Source organism: Streptomyces cyaneofuscatus (assembly GCF_000718135.1).
Taxonomy (GTDB): Bacteria; Actinomycetota; Actinomycetes; order Streptomycetales; family Streptomycetaceae; genus Streptomyces; species Streptomyces cyaneofuscatus.
Map to the genome: position 1 here is coordinate 171,196 of NZ_JOEM01000021.1, position 16,118 is coordinate 187,313.

The following is a 16,118-nucleotide window of genomic DNA, read 5'->3' on the forward strand; positions in this document are numbered from 1 at the left end:
GTCACGCCGTTCCGCATCGACACTCCGGGTGCCCCCACTGGCGCTTGCAGGCGGCGCACGGCTTGTAGTAAAGGTGTTCCCGCAACTGGGCCTCTGTCGCACCGTCGCGCACATGCCGGGTGAAGGCCCTTGAATTGTGCCGATACAGCACGTCGCCGGGAACGGTCGCCTGGTCCTTGTCCCTCGCCACATTCGCACGGACGACCAGTCCCGCCTGTGGCACGACCACGGACTCCTCAGGTGCTTTTGGGTGCGCGGCTGCACCTCCGGGCATTGCGGAAGCCGGGAGGCCAAGACCGAACTCCAGGTCGTAGTACGACGCCGTGACTCGATCGTGCTTCTGGCTTGATGACGCCTCGACCGACAACACCAAGTCGTCGTCGAGAACGACCTTCAGCTCGAGGCGCTCGTGCAGTGGCGGCGCGGTCTCGTCGACGCCGAGTGTGATCATTCCCAGCGACGTTCGCCGCTCGCTCGCCTGCGGGTGTGATGACAACGCGGTCGGAGTGGCGATCGGAAATTTCGCCTTCCCATCCGTCGGATCCGCGCAGTACAGGTGGAGGGTTTCGTGCTTGACGTCTCCACCGAGAGGCATTTCAGTGCCCGCAGCAAGGAGTGGCATCAAGGACCCACGGGCGAGCTCGAGTTCAATGGGCTTTGCCAGTCGGAGCCTCTGCCTGTCATGCGCGATCCACGCAGCTCCTTGTGAGATCAAGGTGGCACTGTTCGTCGGCACCTCAACTCGGTCCGGACCGAACAGCTCGTGTAGCCGGCTCCGAATCGCGGGCATGGCCGCCATGCCACCGACCACTACGACCAGCGAGACCTGTCCGGGCGCCATCGACAAGCTGCCGAGCAGCGACTCGATCTCATCAATACCTGCCGTCACGAGCGGCCGCGTGATTTCCTCCAGCTCCTGACGAGTGAGCCGGTACTGCAACGTGGCACCTGATTGGAAGTAACTTGGCCTGTAGAACGTCACGTCAACACGGTCAGCCGAGAGCTCGATCTTGTTGCGCTCCGCGTCCTGGAGGAGCCGGAGCTCGGCCTCAGGGATCGCAAGGTCGTCGTCAGTGGCACTTCCGCGAGCCCGAGCGCGCTTCACGACCTCGTCGCGAATTACCTTGTCGAACTCGTCGCCGCCGACCTGGGTCGAGCCACCGTTACGAAGTTGTCGCACCTGGTCTTCGTCGACTCGGCAGAGAGTCAGGTCCAGCGTTCCGCCGCCCCAGTCGACAACCAGGACGTTTCGTCGTGCAAGCCGCCGTGCCATCTCTTCTGGGTCGGTTGCTCCGCGGATGAACCCGTACAGGGCGGCGAGCGGCTCGTGGACGAACTGGGCTATACGCATCCCGGCCCCGGCGAACGCCTCTCGCAGCGCCGCGCGGCGGTGCCCATTCATGGTCACGGGGATCGTGACCACAGCGTTGCCGAGGCTGCCGAGCACCTTCCGCTGCGGACTGCGCAGGGACTCCGACCGGACGTGCCGCACGACGTCCGCAACGATGTCCACAGGGCTCCGGTCGACGCCTCCGACTGCGATCGCCTCCTCGCCGAGGAGGAACTTCGGCGATTTCACCGTGTTGCCGTGCACCCCAATGCCCGCGGCACCCAACGCGTCCTTGGCATCGCGGCCGACGACTACCTGCTCGCCTTCGTACCGGACGATCGAGGGATGTGGCCGGCCAGTCTCGACGTCCATCACGTCGATCACGCGGTCACCAACTACCACCGAAACAAGGCTATTGGTCGTTCCAAAGTCGAACCCGACGATCACGCGAAGCCTCCAGCCGCGTCCTTCAGCTGCTCGACCTCACGCGTGAGGGCAAGCAGAGAACGGTCGAGGAACTCCTCCGCGACGTCGGGCGCACCGTTCCGGAGTGCGTGCAGACCATCGGTAAGCAGATCGATCTCACCCCCGAGACGCCGGATGATGCGCGTTCGCAGCGTTTCGTAGTCGTCCGCCATATGGCTCTTGTCGACCACTCTGTTATCGCGCTCGGCCGCGAGCTCCTTCTGCAGTCGCACCACGTCGGCAGAGAACGCGTCGGCGCGAGCCAGCGCAGATTGCTCACGCTCCTCGACGGTCGAAAGCTCATTGCGGAGCCGAGTCTCGCGATTCCGAGCAGCGGCAGCCTCACTCTCGAGATGTGTGACCTGCCGTTCCAAGCGGGCGATCCGGGCGAGATAGTTCGCGCCGACGATCCCGAGCACCTTGTGATCGCTGCTTGCCCCGACCTGGCTGGCGGCTCGCTCCAGCCCTGCTGCCTCCGGGGCCTCGTACCTCCAGAGGGAGTCGTACGACGCATCGATGAACTGATCCAGGGTCCACTCACGTTGGAGTGCGCGGAGGAGTCCGTAGCACGCGATCGCATGCCTGACGAGGCGCTCACTGTCTGCGGCTTTGAACTGCTTCGGGGCCGCTCCAAGTTCGTCGGCGACCCGCTGAGCCGCGGCACGCACGTGTTCGATCGAGAGCTGCGGATCCTTGCGGGGATCGACCAGCTGGTCCACCCTGCCCCCGAACACCGGGCTGTGGCCCAGTGCGACTACCGCGAGGTCAACGAGCCGGTTCAACGCCGGTGCGAGGCCACCGTCCTCGGCGCGCTTGAGCGGGACCCCTTGGCGCGCCGCGTACTGAAGCAGCTTGAACGGGGCCGACAACGTTGGGTCTGTCGGCGCGAGAGACTCGACCAGCGCACTCTGTGACGCGATGCCCTCATCGGTAATCGCCAGCTTCTTGAGGTCCTCCCTCGAGATCTCAAGCAGTCGAGCGTTCGACTCGTAGGCGAACGTCAGTAACTCCTCGATCGAGGTAATGATCGGCTTCGGTTTCGTCTTGGACTTGGCCCGCTGTGTCCCCTTCTCCGCAGCAAGTGCCGCTGACGCATTGTCAGTAGGCGCGGCCGAGCCGGTGCCATCGCCGGTAGCGGTAGCCGATGCGGGGTCGCTCGGCCCCGACTCCGCGCCGGGCTCTGGAATCGTCTCGTTGCTCAACGTCCTACCTCTTGCAATCGGGTCCGAAATCCTGCGTACCAGGCACCCGTCTCCTTGGAGTGCCTGAGCGCCTCGCCGTGTCGTGATGCACCATCGATGTCTCCCACAGCGAGCAGCGCCTCAGCCGCGATGAGTCGGACCTTGAATTGGTCCTGGGGCCGGAGCTCGCCCAGCGAGGGCAGTAGCTGGGTGACCATGGATGACTGTGTCCCGTCCAAAGCCGTCGCACCGAGGTCCAGGAGGTCCTCGGTAACGGAGTCGCTCAAGGCCCGATCGAAGCTTCCGTGCGACCGGTCGGCCAGGCTTGTCGGGACGAATGCGCCGCCTGCGAGGAGGGATCGGAACCGCGCCGCGACATCGGAGACACGGTGGCTGTTGGTCTTGCGCACCGCAAGTTCGAACTGGTTGTAGTGCAACGCGACCAACCCGCAGATCGCCTCCGTTGCGGGGCGGTCGAAGGTCGACAGCAGAGAGACCGCACTGTTGAACCGCTGCTCGTAGATCGTCGCGCCCGATGCATCTACCCGGCCGGGGTCCTCGACCGCTTCACGCGCGAGTACGCCGTACAGGTATGCCGCCACACCTTCGCGGTAACGGCGGGCCGTCACCCCGCGGCCGGCACGCATGATGAAGGTGTCGATTGCGTTGAGACTCAACTCGCGGCTGGAGATGAGCTTCTCCAAGGCCTGGTCGACGAGGCAGAGGTCCTCTTCCTCGGCAAGGCAGAAATCGAACTCAAACGTCCGCTCCAGAGGGCCATTGGAGACGGCCACTGTCTGGACGCCGACCTTCACCGACGCGAGGAAGCCGGCGGCTTGAGATGTGGAGGTTTCGCGGCCGTTGACGGCGATGGATTCGACATCCGATGTCACCCAATCGGCGGAGCTGCTGGAGCTCGTGACCATCAAGCGCGTGCGCCCGCACTCTCGTCCCCTGAAGAGGAGGATCGGCCGCTTGGTCGCATGACCGTCGAAGCGGTGTGCTCGGCGGGCGCGCTCGGACGAGAAGACGAGTCCACACTCAGCGCAGGGAAACCGAGGGGGCTTTGGCGGGGCTGGCGGGCCGGCCGATTCGAGTCCGGTCGGCTCATGGAACTCCATGTAGCCGGTGTGCCAGAACCCCACGTACCCCCCCTGTCACTTGCTGATCCGCGTCCCCTACACCTTCGGAAGGCTAGTCGGAGCGCACGGACTTTGCGAGGTCGCGGGTCGAGTGAGATCGACCTGTGATGGGCTGTCATGTCGCCCTCGTGTGGGGGCAGATGCCGGGGCGAGGACCACTTCGGTGGTCACGCCTGGAGCTGTCAAGTCAGTTGAGGCAGTCAGCGGCCATAGGGTCTGCTTCTGGGGTTCTGTCTCAGGTCGGGGTTCGTTGATCCACACGGCCATGGGCAGTTGCCGGGGTCGCGGGCCGCGGCCAAAGTGTTCGGGATGCGCCGCGTACGCATGGGCGAGGGGGAGGGCTCGCTGCTGGCGGGCGAGGTCTGCGGTGCCGTTGTGCACGCTGGCCGGGGTGCAGGCCAATCGCCGAATGCCTGTGCTCGTGGTTGTAGTAGGGCCGTCAGGGGTGGGAGTGCTCGGAATGCTCCCGGTTACGCCGATCCCACGGCCGTGCTTACAGCATGGCTGACATGATCACGGAGCGCATCAGGGGAGATATATGAGAGTGTCTCAGCCAGCGAATCGAGCGCAGAGGCGAACTGGTTCTCCTGCTGGCGCAGATGGGCGTCTAGGAAGGGGGACCACAGCATCCGTCACGTCGCAGCTGGCCTGTCGTGCGTGCAGCACGGTTAGGTAGAAGGCCCAGCAGGCCTGAAGGAAGCCGGCGCCCAGGGGCCGCTGCCGACGAGAGCGTTGGCGAGGTTGCCGGTCAGCCAGGCGAGGGAGCCGAAGGCGATGCCGGCGGCGAGGACACCAGGGACGCCGAGCAGTTGTAGAGGAGCGCGTCCGAGCCGGTGGTGGTCGAGGCGCGCTGGTACGCGGTGTGGGCATGGCGGGTCCAAGGAGGAAGAGCGGACAAGGCGAGGCGTGGCGCGGGGCGCTCTTCGGCTGGTCAAAGAGACAGCCCCTGTTTGGGCAGGGCGCGGCTGTTGGGGGATCAGACCGAAGCCGTCTGGTGCGTGGCGACCTGCACTGTGGGGCGCTGGTGGTGGGTGGTTCGGAGGCCGCGTCGGCGGAGGGCACGGTCCGCTGGATGGCGGCGTGCGGTGGCGCAGGCGGCTCGCTGCCAGCCCGCTTCCGGGCGCTGGGGCGCGGGCGACGGCCTGCTTGCGCTCCAGCCTCCAGCAGTTGGGCCAGGGAGCGCGGGTCGTCGAGGGTGGAGTGGGCGGCAGCACGCCGCTCCGCCAGGGCGGCGGCCTGATCGTGCGCCCCACTCTGCTGCGGCGCCTCCACCAGCTGGGCCACGGGAAACCTCGGCCAGAGTCATGTCCGGTCCCGCGTTCGCTGGCCCCTGCTGGCAGGTGTCCGCGACGTAGGCGTCGAAGAGACCTCCTCGGAGAAGAGGCTTGCTCCCTCTCGCAGCCCATGAATGAATCCCGCGACCGCTGCTCGCTCGCGGGCAGGCATCGCCTCGACCGAAGACAGGATCCATGCGACGTCGGGCGACATGGCCTCAGTGTTGGTCCTCGCCGTCGGCTCGGGAGGAACGGGTCGAGCCACGGGTTCCGGGCACGCGAACGTGGCCATCAATTCGAAAGGCTTGTTCGACTCGTCATCGTCTGGAACCCTTGCCCGCAGTTCGATGATGACCGCTGCGAGGCGCACGTCGCCAGGGTCGCGGAGGCCGATCTCGTGTTTGTAGCCAACCTTCCAAGAGTCGCCCAGCAGGCGCATCAGGATCGTGCAGATCGCCTCGGCGAGAGCGAACAGCTCCAGTGAGGGCTCGTAGAAGTCCGCGTTAGGGGTCCAGGCGCTACTGGCGTCGCGACGGGCTTGGTGATAGCCGATCTCTGCCTGAGGACTCGCCTCGAATTCGCGCCACCATTGGGGGACCGGCAGGTCTTCGGCCCAGATGTCGATTCCGATCATTCCCTGCATCGCCCACCAGAGCTGAAGCAGAGCATCCTCGTCGAGCTCCAGGGCGGCGGCGTAGCCACGGACCATCGCCTCGGTTTTGGGCGGACGGCTGCCGCTTTCGGCCATCGAGACAGCGGCCACGGAGAGCTTGGGATCGAAGAAGTTGGCAACATCGGCTTGGGTCTTCGACCAGCGTTTGCGCGCTGCCTGCAACACGCGACCGAAGGCCACCGCTGAACTGGATCCTGCTTTCACTTCACCGACTCCTCGTGAACCGTGTAGCCTGAGTTTCACAACACCAGGAACTCGTGAAATCTACCATGGTGCGTCTTCTCGATCCGCGAGTCCGACGCAGTCACGCCCGCAGGAGAGAGGAAGTGGCACGTGAACCGTCAGGTCGCGATCGCCCCCGTCGCACGCGTCCGAGCCATCGCCGACAATGCCGAGCGGATGGCCCAAGAACTCGGTCGGACGGTCGCCGCAGTCGAGAGGATCGTCGATGACCTCAAGGGCTTCTACGAGGTCGTGTCTCCACTGGTCAAGCGGCTCAGGTAGAGGCTGGCCAGCCCTCCTGTCGCAGCCCAGGCGCTGGTCGCGATGGAGGAGTGAAGTTCCCCCGCTGAGCTGGACAGTCCGATGCTGCATGGTTGGGTCCCGGAGGGAGTGGTTTCTCCGGCTCGTGCTATCCGTGCGAGACGCAGGCTGAGCGGCGGTATGGCAGTTGCTCGACGGTCACTTCATGGGGAAGAAATAATTGCGTGCGCATGCACTCGGGGAACGATCTTGCGGCTCGCGGGAACCTCAGCATCAATTAGCCCTGTTTCTGCTGGTCAAAGGATCTCGTGAACGTCCCACCATGGTCAACCGACCGAATGAAGCCGGTCAGAGCGTGACGTCGTCGCTCTGACCGCCTTTGTCGTCTTTCGCTGGCATTGTCGTTTCGTACACTGGCGAGGGTGCAGGACCTTACGGCGACCAGGATCGACGCCCGCCCGGGGCCCGCCCTGCGGCGGTACGTCCGCTCGTACGTCGGGTTCGACCTGCGCGGATTCCCGACAGGGGTGCACTGCGGTCCGCCGGGCCGTGTGCTCACCGCGGTGATCAGCCTGTCCGACCCCCTGGGGATCGGGGCGGGCGTCGACGACGGGTCACCGGTCACCCGGTTCGGCAGCGTGGCCGGCGGTCTGATGTGCCGGTCCGTCGCGATCCACCACGACGGGCGCCAGCACGGCGTGCAGGTGTCGCTGACGCCCCTCGGTGCCCGCGCCGTCTACGGGATGCCCGCCGCCGCGCTCGCCCACCGGCTGGTCCCGCTCGACGAGCTTCTCGGAGCGCTCGGCGCCGAACTGGCCGACCGGCTCAGGGCGGCGCCGACATGGGCCGCGCGGTTCGCCCTGCTGGACGAGCTGCTCCTGAGAGCCGTCGGCCGTGGCGACGGAGACCCCCTGTCCCGGGTGCGCCCCGAGGTGGCCGAGGCGTGGCGCCGCCTCGTCGCGGCGCAGGGCCGTGTCCAGGTCGGGGCGGTCGCCACGGAACTGGGCTGGAGCCGTCGGTACCTCACCGAGCGGTTCCGCGGTGAGGTGGGCCTGTCACCGAAGACCTTCGCCCGCGTTCTGCGCTTCGAGCACGCGCACGACCTGGCGACGGCACACGATCCGCTCCCGTGGGCCGATGTGGCGACCGTCTCCGGCTACGCCGACCAGGCCCATCTCGTGAGGGACTGGCGCGAGTTCACGGGCCGGTCACCGACGGTCTGGCGGCGCGGCGAAGTCCTCCTCGGGGCCGGTTAGCCCCCGACCGGCTGCCTGTCGCGCCGACTTCCGTTCCCCTTCCCTTTCCTTCCTTCCCTTTCCTTCAAGACCGCCCGGACCCCGTCCTGTGACGATCGTGCGCATGAGACTCGTCAACCACGAACGCAACGCCATCAACCTCCGGACAACCCCCGTGCACCTCGGGCTGGGGTCACGAGCGAAACCCGTCGAGGGCTTCGCCTGGGACCCGGAGGTGCTCCAGGCCTACAGCGCCGCCGTCGCGGCGGACGGCGCCGAGGGCCGGATGGTGGCCATCTTCGACGGCGACGGCCCCGGCGACCACTGGGAGCGCCACCCCGCCGGCGGCGAACTGGTCGTCTGCCTCACCGGGTCGGTGACGGTCACCCGCGACATGGACGGAGTTCCCGAGCGCGTCGTCCTCGGGCCGGGTGAGGCCACAGTCAACCCGGCCGGGGCGTGGCACGCGGTCGACATGGCGGGACCGGCGTCCATCCTGACCATCACCGCCGGCCTCGGCACCGACCACCGTCCCCGGACCGACGCCCGCCCCACCGAGCACGTCGGCACGCTCGGCCCGCAAGCGTCATGACGACACGCGTCGCGTGCCTCGGCGACAGCCTCACCCGCGCGCAGCTCAGCGTCGACTACCTGGACCTTTTCGAACAACGACGCCCCCCGGGCGACGTGCGGCTCGCCCGCTTCGGTGTCAACGGCGACTTCGCCTACAACCTCCTGCGGCGCCTCGATCCCGTCGTCGCGGACCCGCCCGACGTGATCACCGTGCTGATCGGGACCAACGACGCCCGAGCGAGCCTCCCCGGGCATCCCGTCGAGCGGACCATGAAGCGCAAACACCTCCCCGAGCGTCCGTCGGCCGACTGGTTCCAGCAGTGCCTGGGGGCCGTTGTCGAACGGCTGCGAACGGAGACCGACGCGACGATCGGTCTGCTGTCGCTCCCGGTCCTCGGGCAACAACTCGACGGAGCGCCGGCGCAGGCATCGGAGGCGTACAGCCGACTGATCGCCGAGGTCGCCGCCGCCAACGACGTGGCCTATCTCCCGCTCCATGAACGCCAGGTCGAGGAGGTCCGCCTGGCGGACCCGCCGCCGATCCCGTACCGGGAGCCGACGCCCGCGGCCGGCCTCGGCGTCCTTCTCCGGACCGCCGTGCTACGCCACAGCCTCGACACGATCTCGCGGCGCCGAGGTCTCCTGCTCACCACCGACCACATCCACCAGAACAGCCGCGGCGCCGCGCTGGTCGCCGAGGTCATCGAGGCCTGGCTGTCGACCCGGAGCGCGTAACCGGTCCCGGCAGCTTGAGCCCTCCTCCGCTCTCTTCCGCCCTCCTCCCTGTCACGATCCGGTCTCGGACACGGAGGAGGGTCTTGTTTTCAGCCATGTAATCGATTCCAATCGTCTCTGTAATCGATTCCACGGCGTCGTGCGAGCGGTCTGCCCCTGGTTTCGAGGTGTACGGAAACCACAAGGAGGTGGTCCGGACATGGCGAGCATCAAAGATGTCGCGGCCCAGGCGGGAGTCTCCGTCGCCACGGTCTCGCGGGTGCTGAACAGCCATCCGTCCGTCAGCGAAGAGGCGCGCACCCGCGTCCTCGCCGCCGTCGACGCCCTCGGCTACCGGCCCAACGCCGTGGCCCGCTCGCTGCGCACCGCGCAGACCCGCACCCTCGGCCTGGTCATCAGTGACGTACTCAATCCGTACTTCACCGAGCTGGCCCGCTTCGTCGAGGAGGAGGCCCGCGCGCTCGGCTACAGCGTCATCATCGGCAACGCCGACGAGCGGCCCGACCTTCAGGACCACCACATCCGCACGCTCATCGACCGCAGGATCGACGGGCTGCTCGTCTCACCGGCCGACGGTGGCTCCCCGCTGATGCGGGAGGTCGCCCTGAGCGGTACGCCGATGGTCTTCGTGGACCGCTGGATCCCCGGCATCGACGTGCCCGTCGTCCGGGCCGACGGTACGGGCGCGGTCAAGGACCTGGTGGCCCACCTGCACGGCCTCGGCCACCGCAGGCTCGCGATCATCGCCGGGCCCGCGGCCACCACCACCGGCAACGAGCGCGTCGAGGCCTTCCGGGACGCGCTGCGCGAACTCGGCCTCGCCCTGCCCGCCGCCTACATCGGGCAGGGCGACTTCCAGGCCGCCAGTGGACGGCGGGCCACCGAGGGGTTCCTCGCCCTGGCCGAGCCGCCCGAGGTCGTGTTCGCCGCCGACAACCTGATGGCGCTCGGCGCGCTGGACGCGATCCGGGCCCGGGGGCTGCGGGTCCCCGACGACATCGCGCTCGCCGCCTTCGACGACATCCCGTGGTTCGTCCACACGGCCCCGCCGATCACCGCCATCGCCCAGCCGACCGCGGATCTGGCCCGCGCCGCCGTACGCGCGCTGGCCGACCTGATCGAAGGACGGACCCCGCAGTCCGTCACCCTGCCCGCCCGTCTCGTCGTACGCCGCTCGTGCGGACAGGACGCGACCGACCAGAGGAGCGACCGGTGACCGCACCGGAAAAGCAACTGGTGGCCACACCGGACGAGTTGCTGCGCATCGAGGGTCTGCGCAAGACCTTCCCCGGCGTCGTGGCTCTCGACAACGTCGACTTCGACCTGCGCAGAGGCGAGGTCCATGTCCTGCTCGGCGAGAACGGCGCCGGGAAGAGCACCCTCATCAAGATGCTCTCCGGCGCCTACCGTCCCGACCGCGGCCGGATCCTCGCCGAGGGCCGTGAGGTGCGCATCGACAACGCGCAGGACGCCGAGCGGCTCGGCATCGCCACCATCTACCAGGAGTTCAACCTGGTACCCGATCTGACCGTGGCCGAGAACATCTTCCTCGGCCGCCAGCCGCGCCGCTTCGGTCTCATCGACCACCGGCGTATGCGGACGGACGCGGTGAAGCTGCTGCGCCGCGTCGGCGTCGACGTGCGCCCCGACGCCAAGGTCCGCGAACTGGGCATCGCCCGGCTCCAGATGGTCGAGATCGCCAAGGCGCTCAGCCTCGACACGCGCGTCCTGATCATGGACGAGCCGACCGCCGTGCTCACCTCCGGAGAGGTCGACAAACTCTTCGCGATCGTGCGGCAGTTGCGCACGGACGGCGTCGGGATCGTCTTCATCACCCACCACTTGGAGGAGATCGCCGCGCTCGGCGACCGCGTCACCGTTCTCCGTGACGGCCGCAGCGTCGACCAGGTGCCCGCCTCCACCCCCGAGGACGAGCTCGTCCAGCTCATGGTCGGCCGCAGCATCGAGCAGCAGTACCCGCGCGAACGCCCGGACGCGGGCGAGGTGTTGCTGTCCGTCCAGGGGCTCACCCGGGACGGGGTCTTCCACGACATCAGCTTCGACGTGCACGCCGGTGAGGTCGTCGGCCTCGCCGGGCTCGTCGGCGCCGGTCGTACGGAGGTGGCGCGCGCGGTCTTCGGCGCGGACCCGTATGACGCGGGCACCGTCGACGTACGCGGCGAACGCCTCACCCGGCACGACGTGCCCGCCGCGATGGGCGCCGGGATAGGCCTCGTACCGGAGGACCGCAAGGGCCAGGGCCTCGTCCTGGACGCCTCCGTGCAGGAGAACCTCGGCCTGGTCACCCTGCGTTCCGCGACCCGCTCCGGGCTCGTGGACCTGAAGGGGCAGCGTACGGCGGCCGCCCGCATCGCCGAGCAGCTCGGCGTCCGCATGTCCGGCCTCGGCCAGCACGTCCGCACCCTCTCCGGCGGCAACCAGCAGAAGGTCGTCATCGGCAAGTGGCTGCTGGCCGACACCCGGGTCCTCATCCTGGACGAACCCACCCGGGGCATCGACGTCGGCGCCAAGGTCGAGATCTACCAGCTCATCAACGAGCTCACCGCATCCGGCCACGCCGTCCTGATGATCTCCAGTGACCTGCCCGAGGTCCTCGGCATGAGCGACCGGGTGCTGGTCATGGCCCAGGGCCGGATCGCCGGCGAACTCCCCGCCGCCGAGGCCACGCAGGACGCCGTCATGGCCCTAGCGGTCGGCACGGCAGCGACTCACGACCACCCCGCACCGAAGAACGACCTGGCACCGAAGAACGAAGAGGAGGGCCCCCGTGGCCACTGAGACACTCAAGAGTGACACGGGCGCGGGTGGCACCTCCGTGATACGCCGCGTCCTGCTCGACAACGGCGCGCTCAGCGCCCTGGTCGTCCTGGTGGTGGCGATGTCGCTGCTCTCCGGCGACTTCCTGACCACCCAGAACCTGCTGAACGTCGGCGTGCAGGCGGCCGTCACCGCGATCCTCGCGTTCGGCGTCACCTTCGTCATCGTCTCGGCGGGCATCGACCTGTCCGTCGGCTCGGTGGCCGCCCTGTCCGCGACGGTCCTCGCCTGGTCGGCGACATCGGCGGGCGTACCGGTCGTCCTCGCCGTCGTCCTCGCGATCGTCACGGGCATCGCCTGCGGCTTCGTGAACGGCGCCCTCATCTCGTACGGCAAACTCCCGCCGTTCATCGCGACGTTGGCCATGCTGTCGATCGCCCGAGGCCTCTCGCTCGTCATCTCGCAGGGCAGCCCGATCGCCTTCCCCGACTCTGTGTCCCGGCTCGGCGACACGCTCGGCGGCTGGCTCCCCGTACCGGTCCTCGTGATGATCGCGATGGGCCTGATCACCGCGCTCATCCTCGGCCGCACCTTCATCGGCCGCTCGATGTATGCGATCGGCGGCAACGAGGAGGCGGCCCGGCTCTCCGGTCTCCGCGTCAAGCGCCAGAAGATCGTCATCTACGCGCTCTCCGGCCTCTTCGCCGCCGTCGCGGGCATCGTCCTGGCCTCCCGCCTCGTCTCCGCGCAGCCGCAGGCCGCCCAGGGGTACGAACTCGACGCCATCGCCGCGGTCGTCATCGGCGGCGCCAGCCTGGCGGGCGGCGTCGGCAAGGCATCCGGCACGCTGATCGGCGCGCTGATCCTCGCCGTCCTCCGCAACGGCCTCAACCTCCTCTCGGTCTCCGCGTTCTGGCAGCAGGTCGTCATCGGCGTCGTCATCGCGCTCGCCGTCCTCCTCGACACCCTGCGCCGCAAGGCCGGTTCGGGTGCGGCCTCCTCGGCCGGAACGGCGCCCGGCGCACCGGGTTCCGGGCGCAGGGGAGCGTTCAAGTTCGCCGGAGCGGCGCTGGCCGTGGCGGTTGTCGTCGGCGGGGTGTCCTACCTCAACTCCGGTTCGTCCGGGGGCACGACGAAGGTCGGCATGTCCCTCTCGACGCTCAACAACCCCTTCTTCGTCCAGATGAAGGACGGCGCACAGGCCGAGGCCAAGAAGGCGGGTATCGACCTCACCGTCACCGACGCCCAGAACGACGCCTCCCAGCAGGCCAACCAGCTCCAGAACTTCACCAGTTCGGGCGTCTCGTCCATCATCGTCAACCCGGTGGACTCCGACGCCGTCGGCCCGGGTGTCCGCAGCGCCAACAAGGCCGACATCCCGGTGATCGCCGCCGACCGCGGTGTGAACAAGGCCGACGCCGCCACCCTCGTCGCCTCCGACAACGTGGCGGGCGGAAAGCTCGCCGCCGACGCGCTCGCCGACAAGCTCGGCGGCAAGGGCAGCATCGTCATCCTCCAGGGCACGGCGGGCACCTCCGCCAGCCGTGAGCGCGGTGCGGGCTTCGCCGAAGGGCTCAAGGCGTACCCGGACATCAAGGTGGTCGCCAAGCAGCCCGCGGACTTCGACCGCACCAAGGGCCTGGACGTCATGACCAACCTGGTCCAGTCCCACCCGGGCATCACCGGTGTCTTCGCCGAGAACGACGAGATGGCGCTCGGCGCGGTCAAGGCGCTCGGCAGCAAGGCGGGCACGTCCGTGTCGGTCGTGGGCTTCGACGGCACACCGGACGGCCTGAAGGCGGTCGGGGCCGGGACGCTGTACGCGTCGGTGGCCCAGCAGCCCAGCGAGCTGGGCAGGATCGCGGTCCAGAACGCCGTGAAGGCGGCCAAGGGCGAGAAGGTGGAGAAGACGGTGAAGGTGCCGGTCAAGGTGGTCACCCGCGAGAACGTCGCGGACTTCTCCTGACGCCGAGCACCGCCCCGGCCCGACCGACGAAAGCAGGAAGCAGAAAATGCACGACAACGCCGCCCCCGGCGACGACCGTTACGACCTCCTGGTCGTCGGCTCGGCCAACGCCGACCTGGTGATCGGCGTCGAACGCCGCCCCGCCCCCGGTGAGACGGTGCTCGGCTCCGACCTGGCCGTCCACCCGGGCGGCAAGGGCGCCAACCAGGCTGTCGCGGCAGCCCGGTTGGGAGCCCGTACGGCGCTGCTCGCCCGGGTCGGCGACGACGACCACGGGCGGCTGTTGCTGGAGAGCCAGCGTGCGGCGGGCGTGGACACCGACGGCGTCCTGGTCGGCGGGGCCCCGACCGGTGTCGCGCTGATCACCGTGGATCCCTCGGGCGACAACAGCATCGTGGTGTCCCCGGGCGCCAACGGCCGCCTGACCCCCGAGGACGTGCGAGCGGCGGCCCCGCTGCTGGCCGCCGCCCGGGTGGTCTCCGTACAACTGGAGATTCCTCTGGACACGGTCGCGGAGACGGCGCGCGGCCTGGGCCCCGGGGCCCGCCTCGTCCTCAACCCGTCCCCGCCCGCCCCGCTGCCCGACGAGGTGCTGGCCGCCTGCGACCCGCTGGTGGTCAACGAGCACGAGGCGCGGTACATCCTCGGCGAGACCGCGGGCGGGGCCCCGCACGAGTGGGCCCCGGCCCTGCTCGCGCTGGGCCCGCGTTCGGTCGTCATCACCCTGGGCGCGGAGGGCGCGCTGGTGGCCGACAGCCGCACGGACTCCCTGGACCACCTGGTCGGCCCGAAGGTCGAGGCCGTCGACACGACGGGGGCCGGGGACGCGTTCACCGCCGCCCTGGCCTGGCGCCTGGGCCGGGGCGACGACCTGCGCGAGGCGGCAGCGTTCGCGGTACGGGTGGGGGCGGCGGCCGTCACGTCGCGGGGCGCCCAGACGTCCTTCCCGACGCCGGCGGAGGTCGACGCGCTGTGAAGAAGTCCGGCATCCTCAACCGCCACCTGGCCGGAGCCATCGCCGAACTCGGCCACGGGGACACCGTGTTGATCTGCGACGCGGGCATGCCGATCCCACCGGGCCCCCGCGTGGTCGACCTCGCCTTCCGCGCCGGAACCCCGTCGTTCGCCGAGGTCCTGGACGGCCTGCTCGACGAGCTGGTGGTGGAGGGAGCGACAGCGGCCCTGGAGGTACGCGACGCCAACCCGGAGGCCACCCGCCTCCTGACCGCCCGCTTCCCGAACCTGGAATTGATCCCGCACGACGACCTGAAGGCCCGCACGGCGTCGGCCCGCCTGGTCGTACGGACGGGGGAGGCCCGGCCGTACGCGAATGTGCTGCTGCGGTGCGGGGTGTTCTTCTGACGGGCCGGCCGACGCCTCGCGGACGGGCCGCACTCCGGTGAGGGGTGCGGCCCGTCCGCGAAAAAAGGTCTGGCCGATAGCGGTGAGCGCAGTTACGCTTCCCGCGATGAATCACTCCGAGAACAGATCGGGGGACCCGTCCGCGCAAGGTGAGTGCTGATGCTCACTCAAGCCGCGAACCGGGATTCCCACCCTTCCTTCTGGCCGCGCGTGCGCGAGTACGCCGTGCCGGCCCCGATGATCGAGACCGCGACCGCCCGCCGCCAGGCCGGGGACTGGGCAGGAGCGTGCGCCGCAGCCGGCGTCGACATCGATCTCCGCCTCCGGTCCGTGGTAAGCAGCCACGGCCGGGCACTCGCCGCCCTCATCCGGGCGGACCTTCGCCATCTGGCTCCCGACCTGCTGCGCTGGCACATGCCGAGAATCGCCCCGCACGGGTTGCTGCGCCCGGGGCTGACGATCGCCCTGGCCCGCTACGACCCACCGGAGCGTGACGGGCCGGGCCCTCTGCACCTGGTCGTGCGGACCCCGCCCGCCTGGGCGGACGCCGGGCAGCGGATCAGCCTCGCGCTGTGGGACGGTTCGCACACCGAACCGGGCGCCCGCCGTCACCCCCACCCGCATCCGAACCGGCGCTACCGCCTCGATCTGCACCGCCACCTGTGGGATGCGCGCAGGGTCGATGAGCTGCGAATCCGCTCAGGGGCCTGCGGTGATCGGCCAACCAACCTTGCCGCCGCGGCCGTTGACCCGGATCTGTGGGGCGCCGTGCCGCCGGATCGCCGCTGCGCCGTCGGCCGGTGGGCGGAGGAGGCTGCGATCCTGCTAGGGCCTGTCTTCAAAGGCTATTGATGGGGCATCATATGACGCATGGTGCGGCGACATGAGCTCTCGGACGAAGAGTGGGACGTTCTGTCGGGG

The 16,118-nt window shown here is 68.9% G+C and carries 13 protein-coding genes and 1 pseudogene; 10 read left to right on the forward strand and 4 right to left on the reverse strand.

Annotated features, from left to right (window positions below; genetic code table 11):
* Position 1: 1 nt before the first annotated feature.
* The 4 genes from IF17_RS0129445 to IF17_RS0129460 form a co-directional block, all read right to left on the reverse strand.
* Complete coding sequence (locus tag IF17_RS0129445; RefSeq protein WP_030572272.1) at positions 2–1,777, reverse strand: Hsp70 family protein; 1,776 nt, start codon at positions 1,775–1,777, stop codon at positions 2–4.
* The gene (locus IF17_RS0129450; protein WP_030572275.1) at positions 1,774–2,997 is read right to left on the reverse strand and encodes an intermediate filament family protein; all 1,224 of its coding nucleotides are present in this window, start codon (positions 2,995–2,997) and stop codon (positions 1,774–1,776) included. The genes IF17_RS0129445 and IF17_RS0129450 overlap by 4 nt, the downstream gene beginning before the upstream one ends.
* A complete protein-coding gene (locus IF17_RS0129455) occupies positions 2,994–3,902 on the reverse strand; it encodes a hypothetical protein (protein ID WP_030572278.1) in 909 nt (302 codons plus the stop codon). The genes IF17_RS0129450 and IF17_RS0129455 overlap by 4 nt, the downstream gene beginning before the upstream one ends.
* Before the next feature lie 1,518 nt (positions 3,903–5,420).
* Positions 5,421–6,269 carry a helix-turn-helix domain-containing protein gene (locus IF17_RS0129460; RefSeq protein ID WP_157851182.1) on the reverse strand — a complete coding sequence of 283 codons (849 nt, stop codon included), beginning with the start codon at positions 6,267–6,269 and terminating at the stop codon, positions 5,421–5,423.
* A gap of 129 nt (positions 6,270–6,398) precedes the next feature.
* On the opposite strand from IF17_RS0129460, the gene IF17_RS1000000139070 reads away from it, so the two are divergent.
* From IF17_RS1000000139070 to IF17_RS0129510, 10 genes and pseudogenes are all read left to right on the forward strand, one after another.
* Positions 6,399–6,569, forward strand: a complete 171-nt coding sequence (locus IF17_RS1000000139070; RefSeq protein ID WP_157851183.1) for a hypothetical protein — start codon at positions 6,399–6,401, stop codon at positions 6,567–6,569.
* A 401-nt stretch (positions 6,570–6,970) separates the two neighbouring features.
* Complete coding sequence (locus tag IF17_RS0129470; RefSeq protein ID WP_030572283.1) at positions 6,971–7,804, forward strand: AraC family transcriptional regulator; 834 nt, start codon at positions 6,971–6,973, stop codon at positions 7,802–7,804.
* A 103-nt stretch (positions 7,805–7,907) separates the two neighbouring features.
* The gene (locus IF17_RS0129475) at positions 7,908–8,375 is read left to right on the forward strand and encodes a cupin domain-containing protein (RefSeq protein ID WP_032772802.1); all 468 of its coding nucleotides are present in this window, start codon (positions 7,908–7,910) and stop codon (positions 8,373–8,375) included.
* On the forward strand, positions 8,372–9,091 hold the full coding sequence (locus tag IF17_RS0129480; RefSeq protein ID WP_030572289.1) for an SGNH/GDSL hydrolase family protein: 720 nt from the start codon (positions 8,372–8,374) through the stop codon (positions 9,089–9,091). Before IF17_RS0129475 ends, IF17_RS0129480 begins: the two co-directional genes overlap by 4 nt.
* A 199-nt stretch (positions 9,092–9,290) precedes the next feature.
* Entirely contained in the window at positions 9,291–10,307 is a 1,017-nt protein-coding gene (locus IF17_RS0129485) for a LacI family DNA-binding transcriptional regulator (RefSeq protein ID WP_030572292.1), read from the forward strand.
* On the forward strand, positions 10,304–11,890 hold the full coding sequence (locus IF17_RS0129490; protein WP_030572294.1) for a sugar ABC transporter ATP-binding protein: 1,587 nt from the start codon (positions 10,304–10,306) through the stop codon (positions 11,888–11,890). Before IF17_RS0129485 ends, IF17_RS0129490 begins: the two co-directional genes overlap by 4 nt.
* Positions 11,880–13,835 (forward strand): ABC transporter permease/substrate-binding protein, encoded by a 1,956-nt coding sequence (locus IF17_RS0129495; RefSeq protein WP_030572296.1) that lies wholly within the window; start codon positions 11,880–11,882, stop codon positions 13,833–13,835. The genes IF17_RS0129490 and IF17_RS0129495 overlap by 11 nt, the downstream gene beginning before the upstream one ends.
* A 46-nt stretch (positions 13,836–13,881) precedes the next feature.
* Positions 13,882–14,811, forward strand: a complete 930-nt coding sequence (locus tag IF17_RS0129500; protein WP_030572301.1) for a ribokinase — start codon at positions 13,882–13,884, stop codon at positions 14,809–14,811.
* Positions 14,808–15,197, forward strand: coding sequence for a D-ribose pyranase (gene rbsD / locus IF17_RS0129505; protein ID WP_030572304.1), 390 nt, complete (start codon positions 14,808–14,810; stop codon positions 15,195–15,197). The genes IF17_RS0129500 and rbsD overlap by 4 nt, the downstream gene beginning before the upstream one ends.
* Positions 15,198–15,356: 159 nt before the next feature.
* A pseudogene (locus IF17_RS0129510) lies at positions 15,357–16,025 on the forward strand (hypothetical protein); the annotation flags it as partial.
* Positions 16,026–16,118 lie beyond the last annotated feature (93 nt).